Source organism: Leptospira inadai serovar Lyme str. 10, assembly GCF_000243675.2.
In the GTDB taxonomy this organism is placed as follows: domain Bacteria; phylum Spirochaetota; class Leptospiria; order Leptospirales; family Leptospiraceae; genus Leptospira_B; species Leptospira_B inadai.
In genome coordinates this window covers 342273-362216 of the sequence record NZ_AHMM02000017.1, presented here as the reverse complement: position 1 = coordinate 362216, position 19944 = coordinate 342273, and the positions used below count along the sequence as shown (strand labels likewise).

24 protein-coding genes are annotated in these 19944 nt (G+C 45.5%); 22 read left to right on the top strand and 2 right to left on the bottom strand.

Going from position 1 to position 19944, the window contains the following annotated elements; genetic code table 11:
- Window positions 1–2 precede the first annotated feature (2 nt).
- The 5 genes from LEP1GSC047_RS11000 (at window position 3) to LEP1GSC047_RS10975 (ending at window position 4853) form a co-directional block, all read left to right on the top strand.
- Entirely contained in the window at window positions 3–1295 is a 1293-nt protein-coding gene (locus LEP1GSC047_RS11000; protein ID WP_010418022.1) for a nitrous oxide reductase family maturation protein NosD, read from the top strand.
- Window positions 1292–2011, top strand: a complete 720-nt coding sequence (locus LEP1GSC047_RS10995) for an ABC transporter ATP-binding protein (RefSeq protein WP_039934650.1) — start codon at window positions 1292–1294, stop codon at window positions 2009–2011. The genes LEP1GSC047_RS11000 and LEP1GSC047_RS10995 overlap by 4 nt, the downstream gene beginning before the upstream one ends.
- Complete coding sequence (locus tag LEP1GSC047_RS10990) at window positions 2008–2793, top strand: ABC transporter permease subunit (RefSeq protein WP_010418028.1); 786 nt, start codon at window positions 2008–2010, stop codon at window positions 2791–2793. Before LEP1GSC047_RS10995 ends, LEP1GSC047_RS10990 begins: the two co-directional genes overlap by 4 nt.
- A 607-nt stretch (window positions 2794–3400) precedes the next feature.
- Window positions 3401–3901: a tetratricopeptide repeat protein gene (locus tag LEP1GSC047_RS10980; protein ID WP_039934860.1), complete on the top strand. Its 501-nt coding sequence runs from the start codon at window positions 3401–3403 to the stop codon at window positions 3899–3901.
- 172 nt (window positions 3902–4073) lie between these two features.
- A complete protein-coding gene (locus LEP1GSC047_RS10975) occupies window positions 4074–4853 on the top strand; it encodes an enoyl-CoA hydratase/isomerase family protein (protein WP_020988693.1) in 780 nt (259 codons plus the stop codon).
- Here the strand turns inward: LEP1GSC047_RS10975 and LEP1GSC047_RS10970 are convergent.
- A complete protein-coding gene (locus tag LEP1GSC047_RS10970; protein WP_238325558.1) occupies window positions 4850–5245 on the bottom strand; it encodes a MarR family winged helix-turn-helix transcriptional regulator in 396 nt (131 codons plus the stop codon). The genes LEP1GSC047_RS10975 and LEP1GSC047_RS10970 overlap by 4 nt on opposite strands.
- Before the next feature lie 191 nt (window positions 5246–5436).
- On the opposite strand from LEP1GSC047_RS10970, the gene LEP1GSC047_RS10965 reads away from it, so the two are divergent.
- Window positions 5437–6618, top strand: a complete 1182-nt coding sequence (locus tag LEP1GSC047_RS10965; RefSeq protein ID WP_039934853.1) for an MFS transporter — start codon at window positions 5437–5439, stop codon at window positions 6616–6618.
- A 10-nt stretch (window positions 6619–6628) separates the two neighbouring features.
- On the opposite strand, the gene LEP1GSC047_RS10960 is transcribed toward LEP1GSC047_RS10965, so the two are convergent.
- Window positions 6629–7627 carry an MraY family glycosyltransferase gene (locus LEP1GSC047_RS10960; protein WP_020988600.1) on the bottom strand — a complete coding sequence of 333 codons (999 nt, stop codon included), beginning with the start codon at window positions 7625–7627 and terminating at the stop codon, window positions 6629–6631.
- A gap of 129 nt (window positions 7628–7756) precedes the next feature.
- Here LEP1GSC047_RS10960 and dapA point away from each other — a divergent pair, with 129 nt between their 5' ends.
- Genes dapA through LEP1GSC047_RS10880 form a run of 16 tightly spaced genes read left to right on the top strand, consistent with a single transcriptional unit; the run spans window position 7757 to window position 19941 of the window.
- Entirely contained in the window at window positions 7757–8641 is an 885-nt protein-coding gene (dapA, locus tag LEP1GSC047_RS10955) for a 4-hydroxy-tetrahydrodipicolinate synthase (RefSeq protein ID WP_010418047.1), read from the top strand.
- A gap of 11 nt (window positions 8642–8652) precedes the next feature.
- Window positions 8653–9459 carry a 4-hydroxy-tetrahydrodipicolinate reductase gene (dapB, locus tag LEP1GSC047_RS10950; protein ID WP_010418050.1) on the top strand — a complete coding sequence of 269 codons (807 nt, stop codon included), beginning with the start codon at window positions 8653–8655 and terminating at the stop codon, window positions 9457–9459.
- A gap of 10 nt (window positions 9460–9469) precedes the next feature.
- A complete protein-coding gene (cdaA, locus tag LEP1GSC047_RS10945; protein ID WP_010418052.1) occupies window positions 9470–10294 on the top strand; it encodes a diadenylate cyclase CdaA in 825 nt (274 codons plus the stop codon).
- Window positions 10287–11336, top strand: a complete 1050-nt coding sequence (locus LEP1GSC047_RS10940; RefSeq protein ID WP_010418055.1) for a CdaR family protein — start codon at window positions 10287–10289, stop codon at window positions 11334–11336. The genes cdaA and LEP1GSC047_RS10940 overlap by 8 nt, the downstream gene beginning before the upstream one ends.
- The gene (acpS, locus tag LEP1GSC047_RS10935; RefSeq protein ID WP_010418059.1) at window positions 11333–11713 is read left to right on the top strand and encodes a holo-ACP synthase; all 381 of its coding nucleotides are present in this window, start codon (window positions 11333–11335) and stop codon (window positions 11711–11713) included. Before LEP1GSC047_RS10940 ends, acpS begins: the two co-directional genes overlap by 4 nt.
- Before the next feature lie 4 nt (window positions 11714–11717).
- Window positions 11718–11939, top strand: a complete 222-nt coding sequence (locus tag LEP1GSC047_RS10930) for a tetratricopeptide repeat protein (RefSeq protein WP_010418061.1) — start codon at window positions 11718–11720, stop codon at window positions 11937–11939.
- A gap of 10 nt (window positions 11940–11949) precedes the next feature.
- On the top strand, window positions 11950–12333 hold the full coding sequence (locus LEP1GSC047_RS10925) for a bactofilin family protein (RefSeq protein ID WP_010418065.1): 384 nt from the start codon (window positions 11950–11952) through the stop codon (window positions 12331–12333).
- Window positions 12334–12355: 22 nt separating this feature from the next.
- Window positions 12356–12616 (top strand): hypothetical protein, encoded by a 261-nt coding sequence (locus LEP1GSC047_RS10920; protein ID WP_180993187.1) that lies wholly within the window; start codon window positions 12356–12358, stop codon window positions 12614–12616.
- Between the two features lie 7 nt (window positions 12617–12623).
- A complete protein-coding gene (rpsB, locus tag LEP1GSC047_RS10915) occupies window positions 12624–13541 on the top strand; it encodes a 30S ribosomal protein S2 (RefSeq protein ID WP_010418069.1) in 918 nt (305 codons plus the stop codon).
- Window positions 13542–13552: 11 nt separating this feature from the next.
- Window positions 13553–14152, top strand: a complete 600-nt coding sequence (gene tsf, locus LEP1GSC047_RS10910) for a translation elongation factor Ts (protein WP_039934645.1) — start codon at window positions 13553–13555, stop codon at window positions 14150–14152.
- A 3-nt stretch (window positions 14153–14155) separates the two neighbouring features.
- Window positions 14156–14905: a UMP kinase gene (gene pyrH / locus LEP1GSC047_RS10905; RefSeq protein WP_010418074.1), complete on the top strand. Its 750-nt coding sequence runs from the start codon at window positions 14156–14158 to the stop codon at window positions 14903–14905.
- Window positions 14895–15449 (top strand): ribosome recycling factor, encoded by a 555-nt coding sequence (frr, locus tag LEP1GSC047_RS10900; protein ID WP_010418077.1) that lies wholly within the window; start codon window positions 14895–14897, stop codon window positions 15447–15449. Before pyrH ends, frr begins: the two co-directional genes overlap by 11 nt.
- Window positions 15450–16175 (top strand): isoprenyl transferase, encoded by a 726-nt coding sequence (locus LEP1GSC047_RS10895; protein ID WP_010418080.1) that lies wholly within the window; start codon window positions 15450–15452, stop codon window positions 16173–16175.
- A complete protein-coding gene (locus tag LEP1GSC047_RS10890; RefSeq protein WP_010418083.1) occupies window positions 16168–17082 on the top strand; it encodes a phosphatidate cytidylyltransferase in 915 nt (304 codons plus the stop codon). Before LEP1GSC047_RS10895 ends, LEP1GSC047_RS10890 begins: the two co-directional genes overlap by 8 nt.
- A gap of 7 nt (window positions 17083–17089) precedes the next feature.
- Window positions 17090–18259: a 1-deoxy-D-xylulose-5-phosphate reductoisomerase gene (gene dxr / locus LEP1GSC047_RS10885; RefSeq protein WP_010418086.1), complete on the top strand. Its 1170-nt coding sequence runs from the start codon at window positions 17090–17092 to the stop codon at window positions 18257–18259.
- Window positions 18253–19941: a site-2 protease family protein gene (locus LEP1GSC047_RS10880; RefSeq protein WP_010418087.1), complete on the top strand. Its 1689-nt coding sequence runs from the start codon at window positions 18253–18255 to the stop codon at window positions 19939–19941. Before dxr ends, LEP1GSC047_RS10880 begins: the two co-directional genes overlap by 7 nt.
- Window positions 19942–19944 lie beyond the last annotated feature (3 nt).

The following is a 19944-nucleotide window of genomic DNA, read 5'->3' as shown; positions in this document are numbered from 1 at the left end:
TTATGAGCTTTAGGATCGGAAAAGTTTTAAAGCATAATCCTTCGATTTCAGCGCTTGTTAGAAGTATAAGCGGAATGATTTTCCTCGTTTTGATTCTATCCGGAAAGGAACTTCTTTCACGGGAAATTATCGTATGTCCGGACTGCGCTATTTCCTCTCTTCGAAAGGCGATCGATACATCTCAGGACGGAGATACTATCATTATAAAATCAGGATTATACAAGGAAGGTGAAATTCATGTTGATAAGAGAATTTCGATTCTCGGGCTGCCAGGGGCCATAATCGACGGAAAAAAAGAAAAGCATGTTTTCGATATCACCTCGAACGGAGTGACGATTCGAGGATTGAAAATTATCGCGAGCGGTATTTCGGACACGACGGAATATGCCGGAATTCATGCCCAGAAGATCAACAACTGTATTTTCGCGAATAATACCTTCGAAGATACCGCTTACGCGATTTATTTGGCCGAAGTAAGTAATTGCCGAATAAACGATAATATTACCCAGGGTAATGCGCGTAACGAGGTTTCCGGTGGAAACGGGGTTCATCTTTGGAATTCGAAGTACGTGCAAATTATCGGTAATCGGGCGGAAAAACATCGGGACGGAATTTACTTGGAATTTTCCTCCAACCTTAAGATCGAAAATAACGTTTCTAAAAACAATATCAGATACGGAATGCATTTCATGTTTTCCTCCGATAACGATTTTCGAGGAAACACGTTCGAGAGCAACTCCGCCGGCGTCGCAGTAATGTACAGTAAGAATATCCTGATCGAAAATAATACCTTCAGGAATAATTGGGGGGAGAGTTCTTACGGTCTCTTGCTAAAGGAAATCTCCGACAGTATTTTAGTAAAAAATAAATTTATAGAAAACTCGACGGCTATTTTTGCGGACGGTTGTAATCGCAATTTTTTTACCTATAATACGATCGAAGAAAACGGTTGGGGCGTGCGTATTTTAGGAAGCAGCGATTCGAACGTTTTTTCCAAAAACGATTTTCGGGATAACGTGTTCGATATCAGCACTAACGCGAAGAAAACCGCGAATCAATTTTCCCGGAATTACTGGGATAGTTATAGAGGTTACGATTTGGACGGAGATAAAATCGGGGATTCTCCGCATAGACCGATTCATTTTTTCGGGTATTGGGTCGCGATTTATCCGTTCCTAATGGTTCTTTATGAATCTCCTGTAGTCACTTTTTTGCAAGGAATAGAGAATGCCTTTCCGATCGTAACCCCGATCGATTTTGAAGATCCGAAACCGACCATGAAAGGAAACATATGATGGATATAAGAAATTTGGAAGTTTCCTACGGCAAATCAAAGGTCGTAAAAAACGTCTCGTTTCGGGTCGAGGGAGGAAATATTCTATCGATCATAGGTCCGAACGGCTCGGGTAAGAGTTCATTAATAAAAAGTATCATCGGTTTAGTAAAGCCGTCGAGCGGCTCCATTCTTTTCAATGCCATTCCACCCTCGAAGCGTACAGAAGCGGAAGGCAGTATAGGTTATATGCCGCAAAGCCCGAGTTTTCCTAAAAATCTTACGATTCTAGAATTGGTCGATTTTTTTAAGAAATTGGAGCCGTTCGACGAGGAAACTTTTTCCGAAATGTACGAGAAGCTAGGATTGAGATCTCAGGAGAATAAGAAAATAGGATCCCTTTCCGGAGGAACAAAACAAAAAGTGAATATACTCCAATGCTTTTCCTCTAAAAAGAATATTTATGTAATCGATGAACCGACCGCGAGTTTGGATCCTTATGTGTCTCATATTTTGAAGGAACTGCTTAGAAAGAAAAAAAAGGAGGGAGCGCTAGTCATTTTTTCCACTCATATTCTTGCGGAAGTAGAAGACGTAGCCGACCGATTTCTGCTTCTATCGGATGGATCTCTTTTAATCGACGAATCTCCTCAGGAATTTCTTAGGAAAAGCGGGTTCGAAAGTCTACAACTCTCGCTTATGGAATTTTGGAATAAGGAATATGAGAATCCACGATGAAAGAGATTCTAATTTTCGAATTAAAGGAAAACATTAGAAGCAGATGGATTTTCATCTTCGGATTTTTTCTGGCGATTTGCGTCAGCATCTTGAATTATTTCGGCGACGAGAACGGAGTAAGGCTCATCGCAAGTTTAATGAACGTGGTTCTTTTGATCGTTCCTCTCTTTACGATTACGTTTGCCGGGTTGTCTTTTATGGACTCTCTTCCTTTTGCGGAAGTGCTTTTTTCCAAATCGGTCACTAGATCCGAATATTTTATCGGAAAGTATTTGGGAATTTCCGCCTCATTATCGTTGGGTTTATTATTGGGAGTGGGGATTCCCGGATTCTTCTCGTTTTATTCCGATATTCATTTTATTCTTCTTTTTATGGAATTGATCTGCTTCGGTGCGATCTTAATTTTGATTTTCGTATCCCTAGCTTTTTTGCTCGCCACATTCTTTAAGAAAGGGGAATTGATCATCGCGGGCGCGCTCCTGATTTGGTTGTATTTTTTCGTATTTTTCGATTCGTTCATTTTCGTTTTAAGTTTATATTTGGGAGAATATCCGATAGAAATCCCCGCCTTAATCATAATACTATTGAATCCTGTCGATTTGGTAAGAATTACGATGGTACTACAGACAAAGGCTTCCGTCTTACTCGGTTTTTCCGGCGCCTTTTTGTTGAAAACATTAGGCACGGTATGGGTAATCTGCCTTTGTATTTGCGTCCTTACTGCCTGGATTTTTTGGCCCCTCTTCTTCGCTTATCAACGGTTTATGAAAAAGAATTTTTAGAGAGTCTTCGTTTTCCCGAATGGAAGGCGAAACCGATGGATTAGTTTTGATTTTCACAATTGACTCGATCGAATCTTCAACGAGATCCCGGGAACGGAATCGTGAAGAGGGGAGTTCGGAATTTTCTATTATTCCGTTAGCGCCCGAGCATGGCGGTCGAATCGGGAGGATTTGAGCCGATCGGATCCGAGATTTCGATCCTATTCCAAAAATTCCCATCCGGATCAAAAAACACTGGTAAACGTATGTTTTCTACATCAAACTGCCCGAAATGGCGGCCAACGAGACGGGTATTTTGATCTTTATCCGTATCCTAGATCGAAACCTACGAATTATCGAAGGCCACTTTCTTCGTTCGATACCGGAGTTCTCCGCTGGCCGCCTTTTTATTATTCCGTGAAATACCATATGCATAGTGGAATCATTCGGATCCCGTCCGATCATACGGAGGGTTCGGGATGTCTAAAGGTAAGAGAGCGAAGGATTTCGACGAATACGGTTTATGCTAAATCATCGTGAAAACCTTTCCACTTTGTTAAGCGAAGGAAACGTATCCTAAGTGAAAAGAATTGTTCCGCAAATCGAGAGATAAGGAGAAGATTGAATGATCCACCCTATGTATCTAAGAGCGTTCGGCGAAAACGAGGATGCAAAACACTATTTCCTGGAAGGTTATAAATTCCAAACTGAGGGCGATCTGAAACGCGCCTCCTTTTATTATCGGAAAAGCCTTTCTCTCCGCCCGACCGCCGAGGCCTGGACATTTTTAGGTTGGGTCTATTCCCTCGCAGGCAAAACGGAAAAGGCGATCGAATATTGCCATAGAGCCATCGATACGGACGCTAAATTAGGGAATCCTTATAATGATATCGGCGTCTATCTAATGCAGCAGAAAAAGTATCTGGAAGCCGTTCCCTGGTTTGAAAAGGCCAAGCATGCTCCTCGATACGAAGTTCGAGTTTATCCGTTTTTTAATGCAGGGTGTTGTTGGGAAACTCTAGGGTATCTCGATCGTGCAAGAATCGAGTTCGAATCGGCGTTACAGATCGATTCAGGCTATGAGCCGGCGAAACTCGGTTTAAAAAAATTGATGGCCAGATATAATTAGCGCAATTTTAAATTCGAAATTCGACGTAAGCCCGGTCGGGCGAAATTTCGCGCTACGGGACCGGAACTCTGAATCGTCCGCCGACCCTCATTAAAGCAAATTTTCGAGGAAATTTTCTTTACAGAATTTGTTCGAAACAAATAGTAAGATATCTAACTAAATGGAGCGGGATATGGAATCGGTTCGATTTACGGAAGACGATGGAATCGGTAGAATTACCTTGAATTCCGACGATAAAAATAGTTTTACTTTCGAAGCTTTTCGGAAACTGGACGCAGCCTTGAAATCGGCGATAAACTCCGATCTAAGAGTTTTGGTGATCGGCAGCGATCGAGAAGGGGTTTTTTCTCAAGGGCTTAATTTGGGCGAATTGAAAAAAGAAGAGATCCGGAAGGACTTAGTACCTTTCTTAGATTACTTTTTCGGAATATTGCAAAAAATTCATTTCTTCCCTTGTCCCGTTTTGGCGGAGATAAGCGGACACGCGATCGGTTACGGGGCGATGATCGGTATCGCGAGCGATTTTAGATTCGGTTTACAAAATTCCAGAATCGGGTTGCCGGAAGTGAAGATGGGGATTCGGGTTCCCACTTCGGTCGCTAAAATGTTTTCGAATATCGTCGGGATTCGAGAGGCGGAACGCCACATTCTGCTCGGAACCGCTTATAAGGGATCGGAGGCAAAGGAAGTCGGGTTGCTTGACGAAGTCTTTGACGACTCCCTAACCTTACAGGATGCGGTTCAAAAATTTGCGAAGAAACTCTCGAAAAATTCCCGATCGGCGACGTCGTCGTGCAAGGAAGCGGTTCGTTATTTATCCCAAGACTTACGAGAAACGTTCGAATATGATAAGGGAAAAACGATAGAAAGCGTTCAAAGCGTCGACGCGGTCGAGGGAATCGACGCTTTGATAGCCGGGCGAAGACCGGAATTCAATAAAGCGATCAATTAAAGTTTTTTCGTGTCTCTGAGATGAGTATACGTTTTTTCTAATAAATGAAATAGCTGTTCCGATTCTTTGGAACTTAAACCCCATAGTTTTAAGGACATTATGCCGGAACTGATGCGTTTGGCTAGTCCTCGAACTGCCCGGCCCCGTTCGGTCAGTTCGAGATTCGTTTCCCGCTTGTCTTCGTCGGAATTATATTTTCTGACTAAACCTAGATCTTCGAGCTTATTAACGAGGACGGTCACCGTCGATTTTTTTCTGTGAATCGCCCTGGCGATCAGAGACATATTCGTTTTCTCTTTTCGCAATAAAAAAGTTAGAATTTCAAAATGTGACGCCGAAAGAGTGCGAAGGTCCTCCGCTTTTTTAAGATGGCGTTCTATCTCCCGGCTCATGAATTCCGCTAAGCGAGGCAGATATTTTACGGAATCAAATCTAACTGTCGAGGAGGCCATACGATTTTAGGAGATTCTCCTTTTAAATATTTTCCGTCAAGTGAACTACTTATCATTTGAAAACTCCCTTTTTGGAGCAAGATCGGTAAATTTCTTGCGTAGGCATTCGTCTTCGTAAAACGTCCGTATTGGTGATTTTACTTTATTATTTATCTTCGATTCTCGGTCTTCTTGCCGGGAATATGTATAATTATACTGCGATTATTTTATCCCAGAATATCTCGGATTCGGACGCTTTTTCCGGATGGGTATTTTTTTGCGTATGCATCCCGCTTTTGTTTTTGAGTTTTCCGGCCGGTCGTTTATTGGATCGTTATTCTAGAAAATGGGTGTTAGGGAGCGCTCAGCTCTCGATGGCGGTCGGTGCGGGTTTTGCCGCCCTCTCTCTCGAACTGGATTGGATCGGCAAGGGGCGGCCCTATCTTCTCCTGATTCCTTCCATCCTCTCGGGAATCGGACTGGCGTTCGTGATGCCGGGAAGATTTGCGATTCTGGGAGATCTGGTCGATCATTCAAAAATCGGAAAGCATAGCGTCTGGTTAAACACGCTTGTGCTATTCGGGTACGGATTAGCTCCGTTGGCCGCAGGATCTTTGAGGGAATTCCTATCGTTCAAACAAGTTTTTTTAGGTATCGGATGTTCCTATTTGATAAGCGTAGTACTACTCGCGTTTCTTCCTTTGGATTCAAAGGGAAGGAATACTCAAAATCAGGTAACGAATGTGAGTCAGATAATCGCCTATCTTGGAAGATCCGAGTTAGTGCGACAATTCCTATACTTACTCGGAACGGTCGTGATGCTCGTGGGGCCGATTCAAGTTCTCTTACCTAAGTATGCCAAGGAAGTTCTGGGCCTATCCGAATCGGCGAGAGGCGCGCTTCTAACTTCTCTAGGAATCGGTCTCGTTTTAGGGGGATCGGCGACGTTCTTCGTGCATGGAATTCGTAAGAAGGGGCATATCTTATTCGGCGCGGCTTTCATCAGTAGTCTACTCTTTGCCGGACTTCCGTTTCTTTCTTCGAGTTTGTTTTTGACGACCTTCGTTTTATTCGTGTTCGGAAGTCTCACCGGAGTAATCATTACGATCATTCCAGCCGGAATTCAGCAGCATACGGAAAATTATATACGCGGAAGGATTTTATCCATTTATAGTTTGGTATTTCTCTTAACGCCGGCGATTACCGGCGTTCTTGCGGGTTTCTTTTCGGACCGTATCGGAATTTCTTCCACCTTCGTATGGGCCGGTTTAATGGAACTTGCCGCGTTGGTTTATATGAGCTGGCGGATGGGAGAAATTAGAAGAACATTCTAATATTCTTAATTTATATCGTCTTTTTACGAAGCAATTCCCTTCTGAAATATACGTAGCAGAACGAATATAGAAAAACGGTCAGAAATACGGACCAGTATTTGGGAACAAGAGCCCAGATCAACAGCCCCGGAATATTTGCGAGCGTAAACCCTAACGAAACCCATCCTTTGTTATGGGTCCTAATCGCAAAAAGCTGGTATAAATGAGAGCGGTGCGCTCGGAAAATATTCTCTTTTTTGTACAATCTGACTAAGATCGTTAATAGACCATCGGTAAAAAATACCGGAGCGAAAAAGAAAAGGTCGGAAAATTCGAATGCTTTCGATCTTGCGACATCGAAGGGCAATGCGCTTAAGGCGAATCCTAAAAATAAAGAACCCGAATCGCCTAAGAATAGTTTGGCCTTCGGCAAATTCCAGGTTAGAAAACCGAACAAGGCGGCAAAAATCAAAAGGTACGAAAACGGAAGGTCGTTACCGGAAACTATCGTCGTCGCGAAAGCCATAAAGATTAAATTTGTGGTTAGATAGGTATCTAACCCGTCCATGAAATTGCAGAGATTGATAAAGAAAAGTAGATAGAGCGAGATTAAAGTAACCTCGCCGAAACCACCGGGAGAGACTCCTAAATCGTAACCGAATAGGGAGATTCGAAACGGGGCCAGGCTGACCCAGGCCGCCAAGAAAATGAATTCGGCTCCGAATCGAAGGTAGGGGCTTAGTCCCTTCACATCGTCGCCTAAACCGATTAAGAAAAAAAATAAAATTCCGGTCCACCAGTGCAACGGAAATTCCGCTATGCCGAAGTAACTGAAGAGGCCTAGGATAAAACTGAATGAAACGAAGATCCAAATCCCTCCGGACTTCTTTGTGGCAGCTTGGTGCATACTGCGTTCGTTGGGGACGTCCGAGATCGTGATCCTTTTCGAACCGATATAAAGCCTACAGAGTCCTAACGAGAGAAGGAAAGTCGCCGAGTAGGAAGTCAATAATTCTGCGGAAACGAGCATCGACCTACCAGAATCGCCATATCGCGACCTAAGGCAACTCGGAATCGGAATTATGGGACCGAAAGCCAAGATCGAAGAATCGGGGTATTTTTATTGCCAAATCACCCAGGGGCAAGGAATTTACAAATTATGTTTCGAGGCGTTTTTACGGCCATCATCACCCCTTTCAAGAACGGAAAAATCGACTACGACTCTTATTTTTCTCTCTTGGAAAAGCAGATAAAAGGAGGGGTCAGCGGAGTCGTACCTTGCGGTACTACGGGAGAATCTCCGACTTTGTCCCATGACGAGCACGCAGAGTTGATCCGCGAGACTGTCCGCACCGTAAAAAAAAGAATCCTGGTCGTCGCCGGTACCGGTTCCAATTCTACTCGGGAAGCGGTATTGTTAACCGAAGAGGCTTGTAAGGACGGCGTGGACGGAATTTTGCAAGTCAATCCGTATTATAATAAACCGACCCAGGAAGGGATGTATCTACATTTCAAGGAAATCGCGGATCATTCTTCGGTTCCCATCATGCTCTATAATATTCCCGGTAGGACTAGCGTAAATTTACTTCCGGAAACGGTTCTCAGACTTTCGGAACATCCGCAGATTCGTTCCATGAAGGAAGCCACCGGAGATCTGGGTCAAATGGCTAAATTGATTTCCTTGGTCGGAAATAAAATGACCGTCCTTTCGGGAGACGATAATCTAACCTTACCTTTGTTGTCCGTGGGGGGAGTCGGGGTAGTATCCGTGATTTCGAATTTATTCCCGGCGAGCATCGTCAAACTGGTGGATACGTTTCAAAAGGGGGATATGAAGGCGGCACAAAAGATTCATTACGATTTCTTGGAATTATTTGCGCTGGCATTTACTGAAACGAATCCGATACCGATTAAGGCAGCGATGAGCTGGAACGGATATTGTTCTTCGGAAATTCGTCTTCCATTAACTCCTCTTACTCAAAATGCGGCAGCGGAAAAATTAAAGAAAACCATTTCCGACCTAATCGGGAAAGGTTATAACTAGAGGAGAATATTTTGACGGCAAAAAATCGGGTCGCGGTCATCGGAGCTTCGGGAAGGATGGGAACGGCCATCATCCAAGTTCTATCTCAGTCGAAAGTTTCCGAACTTTCGGCAGCCGTGGTCAGTAAAGGATCCGTGTACCTCGGATTGGATTCGGGTTTGCATTCCGGGCTGAAGTCGAATCAGATTCCGTTTACGGACGATCTAAACAAAGCCGTCGCTTCTTCGGATATCGTCATAGATTTTTCCATCCGAGAAGTTCTTTCCGACGTGCTGGAGAGTTGTATTCATGCAGGAAAGCCGGTCGTGGTGGGTACGACGGGTTTAATCGACGCGCATAAGCATCTTCTCAAGGAAGCCTCTTCGCATATTCCGATCGTATATTCACCCAATATGTCCATCGGAGTGAATTTGCTTTTTAAACTGACCGAGATTGCCGCGAAAGTTCTGGGTGATCTCTCAGACATCGAAATTCAGGATATCCATCATCGTCATAAAAAGGATTCTCCTTCCGGTACCGCCGAAAAGCTGAAATCCATTTTACTGGAAACCCTGGGTCGTAACGAATCCAATGTGGTCCACGGTCGCCACGGAATTTTACCCGAAAGGGATCCCAAGGAGATCGGAATTCATACGCTGCGAGCCGGCGAAGTGATCGGAGATCACACCGTATATTTTTTCACTCCCGAAGAGAGAATCGAAATTTCGCATAAGGCCCAGGATCGGAAAACGTTCGCAGTCGGTTCCGTCAAGGCTGCCGAGTTTTTGGCAGGAAGAGGAAAAGGGCTTTATGATATGTTCGCCGTTTTAGGACTTTAGGAAACCGAAAATGGGATTCTTTAAGAATATCACCCTTTTTCAAAACGATCGATTCGGGATCAACGTGATTCTCGATATACTGATCGTCAGTTTTTTAATATACCAATTTTATGCTACGATTCGCAGAACCAGAGGAGTCCAACTTTTACTCGGAATCGGATTGATTTGGTTGCTCGGGATTTTTGCCCAGTACGCCGAACTGGAACTTTTAGACTGGATCATCGATAATATACGGCCCGCTCTCGTTTTCGCGATCATCGTTCTTTTACAGCCGGAGCTCCGGAAAATTACGGGCGATATGGCGAGGCTGAAATTCTTTCGGCCCTTCCTTCTTAAAACCGTTACCGATCTGGATGAAATCGTGGAAGCCGCCAAGATCATGGCAAAGAATAAGACCGGCTCCATCATCGCCATCGTTCGGGAACATAGTCTCAAGGAGATCGCCGAGCAAGCCGTTCAATTGGATGCGGTACTTTCTTCCAGTTTATTGCTCACGATCTTTAAAAAAAATACGGCACTTCATGACGGAGCCGTGATTATCGAACAAAACCGAATCGCGTGTGCGGGTGCTTTTTTGCCAATGGCTCAAAATTTAGACGATGCTAGGATGGGAGCCCGCCACAGGGCCGCTCTTGGAATCGCCGAAGAGTCGGACGCGGTGGTCGTAGTCACTTCGGAAGAGACGGGAGAAATTTCCGTTTGCTACGACGGGGAAATGATTCATCCTGTTAAGCCGATCGAGTTAAAGAATTTATTAAATACTATTCTGCACGAAAAAAAACCGAGTTCCGATAAGAAAGCGGAAGGGGACGAAAGGGAGGATTTAAATGCTTAAAACCCTCCTAAGCAATTGGCAGGCCAAACTCGGTTCGGTTATACTCGCGATCGTTTTCTATATCAATCTTCAGAATTCGAAAATTCTCGTTCGCGAGGTGAATATTAAGATCGATTACCCGAAATTATCCGGCGGGATGATGATCGCTAAAGGCTCGGACGTTACGTTTCCGGTGAAAGTGGAAGGAGTCCGGGATTACGTGAACTTCTATTCTCCCTCCCTCAAAGCCTATATATCCGCCGCGGATCTCCATCCGGGGGAAAATTTCGTCAACGTGGTTCGTATCGGAGGAGTTCCCGCAGGTCTTCGCGTGACTCGCTTAAAGGATAAAGTCAAGATCATCGTCGATTCCAATATCAGTCGCACGTTGACTTTGGACGTGAAGTTTACCGGAGATCCTCCTAAGGATTACGTAAAGTCTTCCCACTTTATATCTCCGGCCAATTTGGTGGTGATCGGGAACCACGCACAATTGGAGAAGCTTGGACGAATCACTCTACCTGCGATTTCCCTGAAGGATAAAACCGAATCGTTTACGGTAAAACAAAAACTTCCCGAACTTCCCTCCGGACTAAGATACCGGGAAAATGTTAAGGAAATTTCGATCCGAGTCAGTATTATTGCGAATTCCTCTACGCCGGGGGAAAGCATCGTATTAGGTGTGCCGGTAAAGTGTCAGTCCCTGGACAAGAATTTGGAGGCCGAGTTTTCGGAACAGGAAATCTCGGTTAAATTACAATCCAAGACCCCGCTCAGAAGCATTCAAATCATCAAGGGCCTATCTGCGACGGTGGCATGCACTCATAAGTACGATCCGAAAACTAAAAAGCTAGTACCGGATAATAAACCCGTTCTCGCTAAAGTTCGTTTAACGAAAGCTCCCGCTCTAAAATCGGTCGATATACAAAGTTTCTTTCCGGATCGGATTTCCATCTTATATAGAGTTCGCCCGGATCTGGATAACGAGACCGGAGAGGAAGGCACGGAGGGAGAGACGGAACCGAACTCCGAAGAACCGTTACCGACACCCGAGGAAGAATGAAAATTTCCATCGGGAATGATATCGTAGAAAACGATCGGATTCGCGATCTCCTGGAAAGACACGGCGAACGGTTTTTAAAGCGGGTTTTTTCGGAAACCGAGATTCAATATTGCACGGGCAGAAAGGACCCTGTTCCGCATTTAAGCGGTAGATTTTGCGTCAAAGAAGCCTTCATCAAGGCGATCGAAGCCGGCGATAAGGTGGCCTTGGATATGAGGGAAATCGAGCTTTTCGGGAAGGAATTCGGAAAAAAAGAATTGGTACTTCACGGAAAATCGAAAGAATTGTTCATCGAGAAAGGTTATAGCGGTGTGTCTGTTTCGATCAGTCACGCGGAAAATTATTCCACCGCCGTAGTAGTTCTTTATAAGGAGTGAACTCATGGTCTCCGAATCGTTTAAGGAAACTCTCAAATTGTACAACGAAGGCCTTCAGCTTTATAAGAACGGGAAGTTTACGGAAGCGTTGGGGTTGTTTAAAAAGGCGTTAGAAATTACCCCCGGAGACGGACCTTCCAAAAAATATATAGGTCGTTGCGAGGCGTTTATCGCGGAACCGCCGCCCCAGGACTGGGATGGCGTATTTGAAATGAAGACAAAATAATAAAGGTATCATGTCCAAAAAAGCTCCTAGCGCAACCAAACCCACACGAACCGTCACCGAACACGGAACCATCTCAACGGTTCTAGGGCGAGAAACGTCTTTTTCGGGCATCCTGAACTTCCGCAGACCCTTGGAAATTTCCGGAGAATTCCAGGGAGAAATCGAATCGGAAGGATTTCTTTTGATAAGCGAAGGAGCCAAAGTTAAAGCTAATATTAAGGCCGGGACGGTCGTGGTTGGAGGCGAAATCACCGGAAACGTGATCGCGACGCAACGACTGGAAATGTTGCCCACCGGAAAAGTAAACGGGAATATCAAAACGGCAAAATTACAGATTGCGGACGGAGTCGTGTTCGAAGGCAACTGTGAGATGATACTTCCCAATAAAGATTGACCCATAGGTCATTTCTGCGAAATTGGTATCTGCTAGCCCGAAACGACCTATGGACGGCGCAAAAGCGGGAAAAATCGCCATTGCAATTGTCCTTGGTTCCTTAGCGGGAGCCGTAGTCGGCGTTCTTTTGGATCGTCTTTTAGGCGTTCATTTCCTCTCTGTCTACCTCCTTCAGGAAGCGGTTCGGCTAGAACTTTACGTAATCAAAGTCGAAGTTCAAGTTACCCCTGCAAGTCTTTTGGGACTTGTGGCGACATTGTTCTTCGTACTAAAAAAGGGGTAAACAACTCATGTCAGTAATTTCCATGAAAAACCTTCTGGAAACCGGAGTTCACTTCGGCCACCAGACTCGCAAATGGAATCCCAAAATGGCTCCCTACGTCTTCACGGCAAGAAACGGGATTCATATCATCGATCTTCAAAAGACCGTACAGAAAGCTAAAGAAGCGTACGATGCTCTCAAGCGTTTAACCAGCGAAGGAAAGAAAGTCCTTTTTGTCGGAACGAAGAAACAAGCCCGCGGAGCGATCGAAAGGGAAGCGATCCGCTCCAATATGTATTTCATTAATAACCGTTGGCCGGGCGGTCTTTTAACGAACTGGAATACGGTTAAAAAATCCATCGCAAGATTAAAGAAATTGGAAGCGATGGAAACCGAAAATACTTTCGAAAAGGAAGTAAAAACCAAAAAGGAAATCCTCTCTCTTCGTCGCGAATCCGAAAAACTTCGGAAAACATTGGGCGGCATAAAGGATATGGTTTCGATTCCGGACATACTGTTCGTCATCGATCCTAAAAAAGAGGAAATCGCGGTTAAAGAAGCTCGGAAACTCGGACTTAAAATCTTTGCGGTCGTAGATACTAATTGCGACCCTGAATTGATCGATTATCCGATTCCCGGAAATGACGACGCAATTCGAGCTATCTCTCTTTTTCTCGAGACGATGTCCAATGCGGTCATCGAAGGAACCGGCGGTGTCGTTGAACAACCTCGCTTTAGCGAAGATCTGGATTCCGAAGCTCTTGCACTGGAATACCAAGGCGAGTATGATGAAAGCGGTAAGTTCATTATGGACGAAGACGCTGATCGTTTGAAAAAAGCCGAAGATGCTGCAGCCGCCTCGGCGGCAGCTACTGCTGGTACCGCTAGCACGGAAACGACCGAGCCTACGATTGCGGCCACGATCGAAATCGACAAGAACGAGTAAGGGGGAAGGCGTTGTCAGCATCTACCACAGACCTGATTAAGGAACTCCGCGACCGGACCGGCGCGGGGCTCATGGATTGCAAGAAAGCTCTTGCAGAAAACGATAATAACATCGATAAATCCGCGGATTGGCTGCGTGAAAAAGGAATTGCGAAGGCAGCAAAAAAAGCCGGTCGAGTAACGAAAGAAGGTCGGACCGTTTCGTACATTCATGGAGACGGTAAAATCGGCGTTCTTTTGGAACTCAATTCGGAGACGGATTTCGTTTCCCGTAACGAAGGCTTCGAGGCTTTGGGAAAGGAGCTTTGTCTTCAGATTGCGGCAATGGCTCCCCTATACGTGAGCGAAGATCAAGTTCCCGCCGAGGATATCGAGCGGGAAAAAAAAGTGATCGAAGCGCAGCTGAAGGAAGAGGGCAAAAAGCCGGAACAAATCGAAAAGATCGTTCCCGGAAAAATTAAGAAATATTTTTCCGAAGTCTGCCTACTCAACCAAGCGTTCATCAAAGACAATGCTAAGACGGTCGACGATCTGGTTAAGGAGTCCATTGCGAAGTTTGGCGAAAATATCACCGTAGCCCGCTTTACCCGGTACCAGGTAGGCGGCCTGTAAACTTTGGCACAGGAAACCGCAAAGTACAAGCGTATCTTAATCAAACTTTCCGGCGAAGCCCTTGCCGGAGAGGGAGAGTTCGGAATCGATAGTAAAAAGACCCATTCCTTGGCGGAGGAATTGAAGGAAGTTCATGCTCTCGGGGTGGAGATTTCCATCGTAGTCGGAGGCGGGAACCTAATTCGAGGAGCCAATTTGGTGAAAGTCGGGATCGACCGGGCCACTGCCGATTATATGGGAATGCTCGCTACCATTCAAAACGCGTTGGCTTTGCAGGATGCTTGTGAAAAAAAAGGACTCTATACAAGGGTCCAATCCGCTATCGATATTCATTCCGTTGCCGAGAGCTATATTCGCAGGCGCGCCGTTCGACACCTAGAAAAAAAGCGGATCGTTATTTTTGCCGGGGGAATCGGTAACCCGTATTTCACCACGGATACGGCAGCTAGTTTAAGAGCGGTCGAAGTCGGTTGCGAATTGATCCTCAAGGCGACCAAAGTGGACGGAGTTTACGAAGCCGATCCTAAGAAGGAGCCGACGGCGAAACGCTATAGTCAGGTTTCTTTCATGGAATCGATCAAAAGACGGTTACAAGTCATGGATTCTACGGCGCTCAGCCTTTGTATGGAAAACAATATGCCCATTATCGTATTTGACATTTTTAAGCGGGGCAATTTAAAAGATCTGGTCGTCGGTAAGGAAATCGGTACTTTGATTTCTAACTCGGAGGATATACAGATCGATGGCGAATGACGAACTTCTAAACACAATGAAGTCCAAAATGGATAAAACGGTGGAACTCCTCCGCAAGGATTTTGCCGGGATTCGGACGGGACGAGCCAATCCCGCTCTGATCGAAGATATTAAAGTAGAATACTACGGTGCCCCGACTCCGATCAATCAGCTCGGTAATATCTCCGTTCCCGAGCCTAGATTGCTCGTGGTTTCTCCCTATGATAAGGGAATCATTAAGGACATTGAAAAGGGGATTCAAGCTTCGGGCCTTGGTCTTCAGCCTACGAACGACGGCTCAGTCATTCGGATCGTGATTCCAGAACTAACGGGAGAGAGACGAAAAGAGCTGGCCAAGGTCGTCAAATCGAAGTCAGAAGAAAAGAAGGTTGCCGTTCGTAATATTCGAAGGGATACGCTGGAAGATCTGAAAAGGCATTCCGAGGGAATATCTCAGGACGAATTAAAATCCGTTCAAGATCAGGTGCAAAAGATTACCGACTCTTATATCGATAAAATCTCCGCAGTCACGGCCGACAAGGAGAAGGAAATCACCACAATCTAAGTGATTTCTTCTCGTTCTAAACTTCCCCGCCATGTGGCGGTCATCATGGATGGAAACGGCAGATGGGCCACGGCCAGAGGATTGCCTCGGTCCCAAGGGCACCGCGCCGGAGCGGATGCGATCGATCGTTTGATGGACGCTAGCCTGGCGATCGGTTTGGAAAACGTCTCTTTGTATGCGTTTTCTACCGAAAACTGGAAGCGTCCGATTACCGAAATCAGATCGATTTTCGACCTGCTCGTGGAATTCATCGAATCCCGCTTGGATACCATTGCCGAAAAAGGAATTCGAATTCTGCATTCCGGTTCCCGGAAACGTCTCTCAGCCAAGGTCTTAATGAAGATAGATCATGCCGTCGAAGTAACGAGAAAAAATCGTAATTTAACCGTAAATTTTTGTTTGAATTACGGCTCTCAGGAGGAACTGCTCACAGCAGTCGGGCGTTTGATCGAAGAGAGGCATAAGAAGAAAGTCTCGCCCGGAAAGGCAGTCACGACCAAAGAACTTGAAAAATATTTGTATACGTACCCTCTTCCCCCCGTAGATTTACTGATCAGAACTGCCGGGGAACAAAGGCTGTCCAATTTTCTCCTATGGCAGTCCGCATACGCGGAGCTTTTTTTCAGTGAAACGCTCTGGCCCGAGTTCGACAGAAAAAGTCTCGACCTGGCATTGGAATGGTTCAACGGAAGAACTCGAAAATTTGGAGGTTTAGAAAATGGGTGAAACACCGAAACGGATACTGTCCGCCGCTGTACTTGTAGTCCTTTATCTTTTCATGATTTTCTATCGTGATTTTTATTATCTTCAAACGTTAATTCTTCTCGGAGTCGGCGGCGTGATAGGGCTGACGGAGTTCTACAGGCTTTCCGATCGCCAGCAAGACGGGCGTCCTTTTAAAGGAACCGGAATTTTTTTCTTCCTCGTGATTTTGTTATTGTACTATTTTAGATTCGTCGCGGCCCAAAATAAGTTCGAGGCCCCGATGGTCTTTCAAAGGAACTTTAAATTCTTCGTGCCTCCGTTCGACGCCGTTATATTTGCATTCGTTTTATTATTCATCACGAGCTTCGTGCTGCAGATTTTGAGGAGACCTTTGGACGGTGCCATTTTTTCCGTGAGCTCCACTGTTTTAGGAGTTTTTTATGCGGGAGTTCCGTTGGGACATTTGCTCTTACTTCTGGGAATGAATGACGGAATTTATTATATCTTTCTCGTTTCGGTTGCTACGTTCTTAACGGATGTAGGCGGATATTTCGGAGGTCGATGGTTCGGACGAAATCCGGCGGGATTAGCGATTTCTCCCAAAAAAACCTGGGAGGGCTACGTCTCAGGAATCATTATTGCCGCACTGTCCGTCTTTTTACTGAATTATATTTGGGAAAAAAATACGGGTGTACCTACTCCTGTGGGGGGCGCCGAAGTATTATTGATTTCCTTGATTCTTTCCATTGTAGGCGTGATCGGAGACCTTTTGGAATCGGCGATGAAGAGGGATGCAAAAGTAAAGGATTCGGGAAATCTAATCCCGGGACACGGCGGAATTTTGGATCGGGCGGATGCTCTTCTTTTGACGGTTCCTATGCTGTATTTTTATCTGCAGATCAAAGGGGCCTTGGGCTTTCCAGTCTAATCCCTATATGACCAGGAACGTCTGCATCCTCGGAGCATCCGGTTCCGTAGGCGAATCCACGCTCAAGGTACTGAGAACTTTTCCGGAAGAATTCAGGCTCCGATCCTTCAGCGTTCATTCAAACTTAGAAAAAGCGAAATCGATCGCGGAAGAATTTCGTCCGGATATTCTTTGCGTCACCGGCGATTCCGTGGATCGACTCGTTTTAGGAAAGAAAATCGGCAAAACGGAAATCCTATACGGAATGTCCTCTCTTTCTCAATTAGTACAGGATCCCCAAATCGAATCGGTAATTACCGCGGTGGTGGGCGCTAGCGGTGTTCGGCCGACGATCGAAGCGATTCGAGCCGGAAAAAAAATCGGTATAGCCAATAAAGAGACGTTGGTCACCTGCGGGCCTTATATCAACGAACTATTAAAAACTTCTAAAGCATACCTGGTGCCGGTCGACTCGGAACATAACGCATTATATCAACTTTTGGAAAACGTAAAAAAGGATTCTCCGGAGCGGATCGTTCTGACCGCTTCGGGCGGTCCGTTTCGAACGCTACCGGTCGGAGAATTGGAGAAGGTCACGATTGGGCAGGCTCTACGGCATCCGACCTGGAATATGGGACCGAAAATTACGGTGGATTCCGCCGGAATGATCAACAAGGGTTTGGAAGTAATCGAAGCTCATTATCTATTCGGTTTTCCTTATGAAAAAATCGGAGTCGTTATTCATCCCCAGAGCATTGCCCACGGAATCGTGGAGATGAAGGACGGCGCTAGCTTCGTTTATTCTTCCTATCCGGATATGATTTTTCCCGTCGCGCATTCTCTCTTTTATCCGGCAATCGTTCCGAAAGTATTACGCTCCCACCCGAGCACGTCTTGGGGAAATTTGGAATTTTTAGAAGTGGATCCTGCTCGATATCCGGGCTTATCTTTGGCTTACGAAGCAGGCCGAGCGGGAGGAACCGCGCCTTCGATCTTTAACGCGGCCAATGAAGTCGCAGTGGACCTTTTTTTGAAAGGCGAGATCGGATTTACGGAGATCCCAAATCGAATCCATTCGGCTTTGAATACGATCGCAATTTCATTTCCTTCCGATTTGGAGGGTTACGAAGAGGCGGATCGTAAAACTAGAGAATTTGTTCTTAATTCCCGTAAAGGAAAGGTCACGCAATCATGTTAACTCTTATCTTCGGCGCTGTGTTTATGCTCGCGCTTTGTATTTTCATTCACGAACTCGGGCATTTAGTTATGGGTTGGCTTGTCGGCGTCAAGGCCAGAGTTTTTTCCATCGGTTACGGCAAGGGAATCTGGAAAAAGCAGATCGGGGAGACTACCTTTCAAATCACCGGGATTCCGATCGGTGGATACGTTCTTTTTAAAGGAGACGAATACGGTAGCAATGTAAAAGGAGAAAAGGGGGAGTTCCTATCGACTCCTCCTTTAAAGAGGATGATACCGGTCATCGGCGGACCTCTATTCAACTTAATCCTAGGTTTCATCATCGTTTTAGTACTTTATCTTTACGGGCATAATCCTTCCGGAAATCGAATCTATCTGGAGCCCGCTTATAACGAATACTCCCCCGGGTATCATGCCGGTTTAAGAAGCGGCGATAAGATTTTGGCCGTAAACGGAATTAGGACCGAAACCAAATACGAACTCATTTCAGAATTAGGACTTTCTAAAGGACATGAAGTCTCTCTTCGCGTGGAGCGGGACGGTGGAAAGCCCTTTGAAATTAAGGTTCCCGACGCCTATTTAGGGATCGAGTTCGCAGGCGAACGTTGGGTGGAAGCCGAGTTCGATTTGTCCGATCGCCTTTATCATTGGCTCTCGTCGAAGCTGGATAAGAATAAGGAAGCGGAACTCTATCAAAAAGAAAGGATGGAACGTATCGCGGTCGGAAGAGATCTTCCTCCGGAACAATTGGCTTTGCAGGAATCGAAAGAACGACAAAAAATTCTGCAGGCTAGAGCCTTGGATTATTTAAACGACGGTGACCGTATTTTATCGGTCAACGGGATGGAAGTTCATACCGTTCCGCAATTGCAGGAAACTCTGGGTAAGTTTCAGAAGGAGAAAGTCAAACTCGTAATCGATCGGAAAAAATATCCTCTTTTAAACCCGTGGTCGAGGGAGAAAATAGAGGTCGAGATGCCGGTTCTTCCGGCCTACGTGGTCGAATTTAAAAATTTAAAGGATCAAAAATATCCCGAGCTCTCTCTTTCGTCTCGAAATCTGCTCAGTTATGATCCCGAAGTGAAATTGAAACTTCTGAATTTGAAGGTAAACGGGAAATCTTTCGCTAACTTCGAGGATTTTTTGGACGAAGTCCGGGGCAGAATCGGACAGCGGGTCCAATTGCAAATGGGCGGGGATTCCTGGGAAGCGACTCTCGGATTGAGAAATATCGGTTTGCTCGGCTTCCGAGCCACCATGTACGTTAACGAAGAAAGAATGGATCGCAAGCTTTCCCTCCTGGAAGCGTTCACTCAATCCGGAAAGGACATCATAAAAATGATTTCCGACAATCTTCGTGGATTGGGAATGCTATTTTCCGGATTGATCAAAGTGAAGGATAGCCTTTCGGGTCCGGTAGGACTCTTCAAGGCTTCGCAATATTTTATGGGGAACGGGATCCTGGATTATTGGGAATTCGTCGCGAAGATTTCGATCGCTTTAATGATTATGAATTTACTTCCGATTCCCGTGGCCGACGGTGGACATATCGTTTTTTTTGCATACGAAGCTGTAGCTGGTAGGCCCTTGCCTCAAAGAGTCATGGAAGGAATCTTGAGAATCGGATTCTTCTTCCTATTGGGATTAGGATTTTACGTCAGCTATTACGATTTCTTCCGTTAGGCC

Excerpts from the sequence above, each read along its gene's own strand:
- LEP1GSC047_RS11000 (WP_010418022.1), top strand. The coding sequence starts at position 3 with ATGAGCTTTAGGATCGGAAAAGTTTTAAAGCATAATCCTTCGATTTCA.
- LEP1GSC047_RS10995 (WP_039934650.1), top strand. The coding sequence starts at position 1,292 with ATGATGGATATAAGAAATTTGGAAGTTTCCTACGGCAAATCAAAGGTC.
- LEP1GSC047_RS10990 (WP_010418028.1), top strand. The coding sequence starts at position 2,008 with ATGAAAGAGATTCTAATTTTCGAATTAAAGGAAAACATTAGAAGCAGA.
- LEP1GSC047_RS10975 (WP_020988693.1), top strand. The coding sequence starts at position 4,074 with ATGGAATCGGTTCGATTTACGGAAGACGATGGAATCGGTAGAATTACC.
- LEP1GSC047_RS10970 (WP_238325558.1), bottom strand. The coding sequence starts at position 5,245 with ATGAGCCGGGAGATAGAACGCCATCTTAAAAAAGCGGAGGACCTTCGC.
- LEP1GSC047_RS10960 (WP_020988600.1), bottom strand. The coding sequence starts at position 7,627 with ATGCTCGTTTCCGCAGAATTATTGACTTCCTACTCGGCGACTTTCCTT.
- dapA (WP_010418047.1), top strand. The coding sequence starts at position 7,757 with ATGTTTCGAGGCGTTTTTACGGCCATCATCACCCCTTTCAAGAACGGA.
- cdaA (WP_010418052.1), top strand. The coding sequence starts at position 9,470 with ATGGGATTCTTTAAGAATATCACCCTTTTTCAAAACGATCGATTCGGG.
- LEP1GSC047_RS10940 (WP_010418055.1), top strand. The coding sequence starts at position 10,287 with ATGCTTAAAACCCTCCTAAGCAATTGGCAGGCCAAACTCGGTTCGGTT.
- acpS (WP_010418059.1), top strand. The coding sequence starts at position 11,333 with ATGAAAATTTCCATCGGGAATGATATCGTAGAAAACGATCGGATTCGC.
- LEP1GSC047_RS10930 (WP_010418061.1), top strand. The coding sequence starts at position 11,718 with ATGGTCTCCGAATCGTTTAAGGAAACTCTCAAATTGTACAACGAAGGC.
- LEP1GSC047_RS10925 (WP_010418065.1), top strand. The coding sequence starts at position 11,950 with ATGTCCAAAAAAGCTCCTAGCGCAACCAAACCCACACGAACCGTCACC.
- rpsB (WP_010418069.1), top strand. The coding sequence starts at position 12,624 with ATGTCAGTAATTTCCATGAAAAACCTTCTGGAAACCGGAGTTCACTTC.
- frr (WP_010418077.1), top strand. The coding sequence starts at position 14,895 with ATGGCGAATGACGAACTTCTAAACACAATGAAGTCCAAAATGGATAAA.
- LEP1GSC047_RS10890 (WP_010418083.1), top strand. The coding sequence starts at position 16,168 with ATGGGTGAAACACCGAAACGGATACTGTCCGCCGCTGTACTTGTAGTC.
- dxr (WP_010418086.1), top strand. The coding sequence starts at position 17,090 with ATGACCAGGAACGTCTGCATCCTCGGAGCATCCGGTTCCGTAGGCGAA.
- LEP1GSC047_RS10880 (WP_010418087.1), top strand. The coding sequence starts at position 18,253 with ATGTTAACTCTTATCTTCGGCGCTGTGTTTATGCTCGCGCTTTGTATT.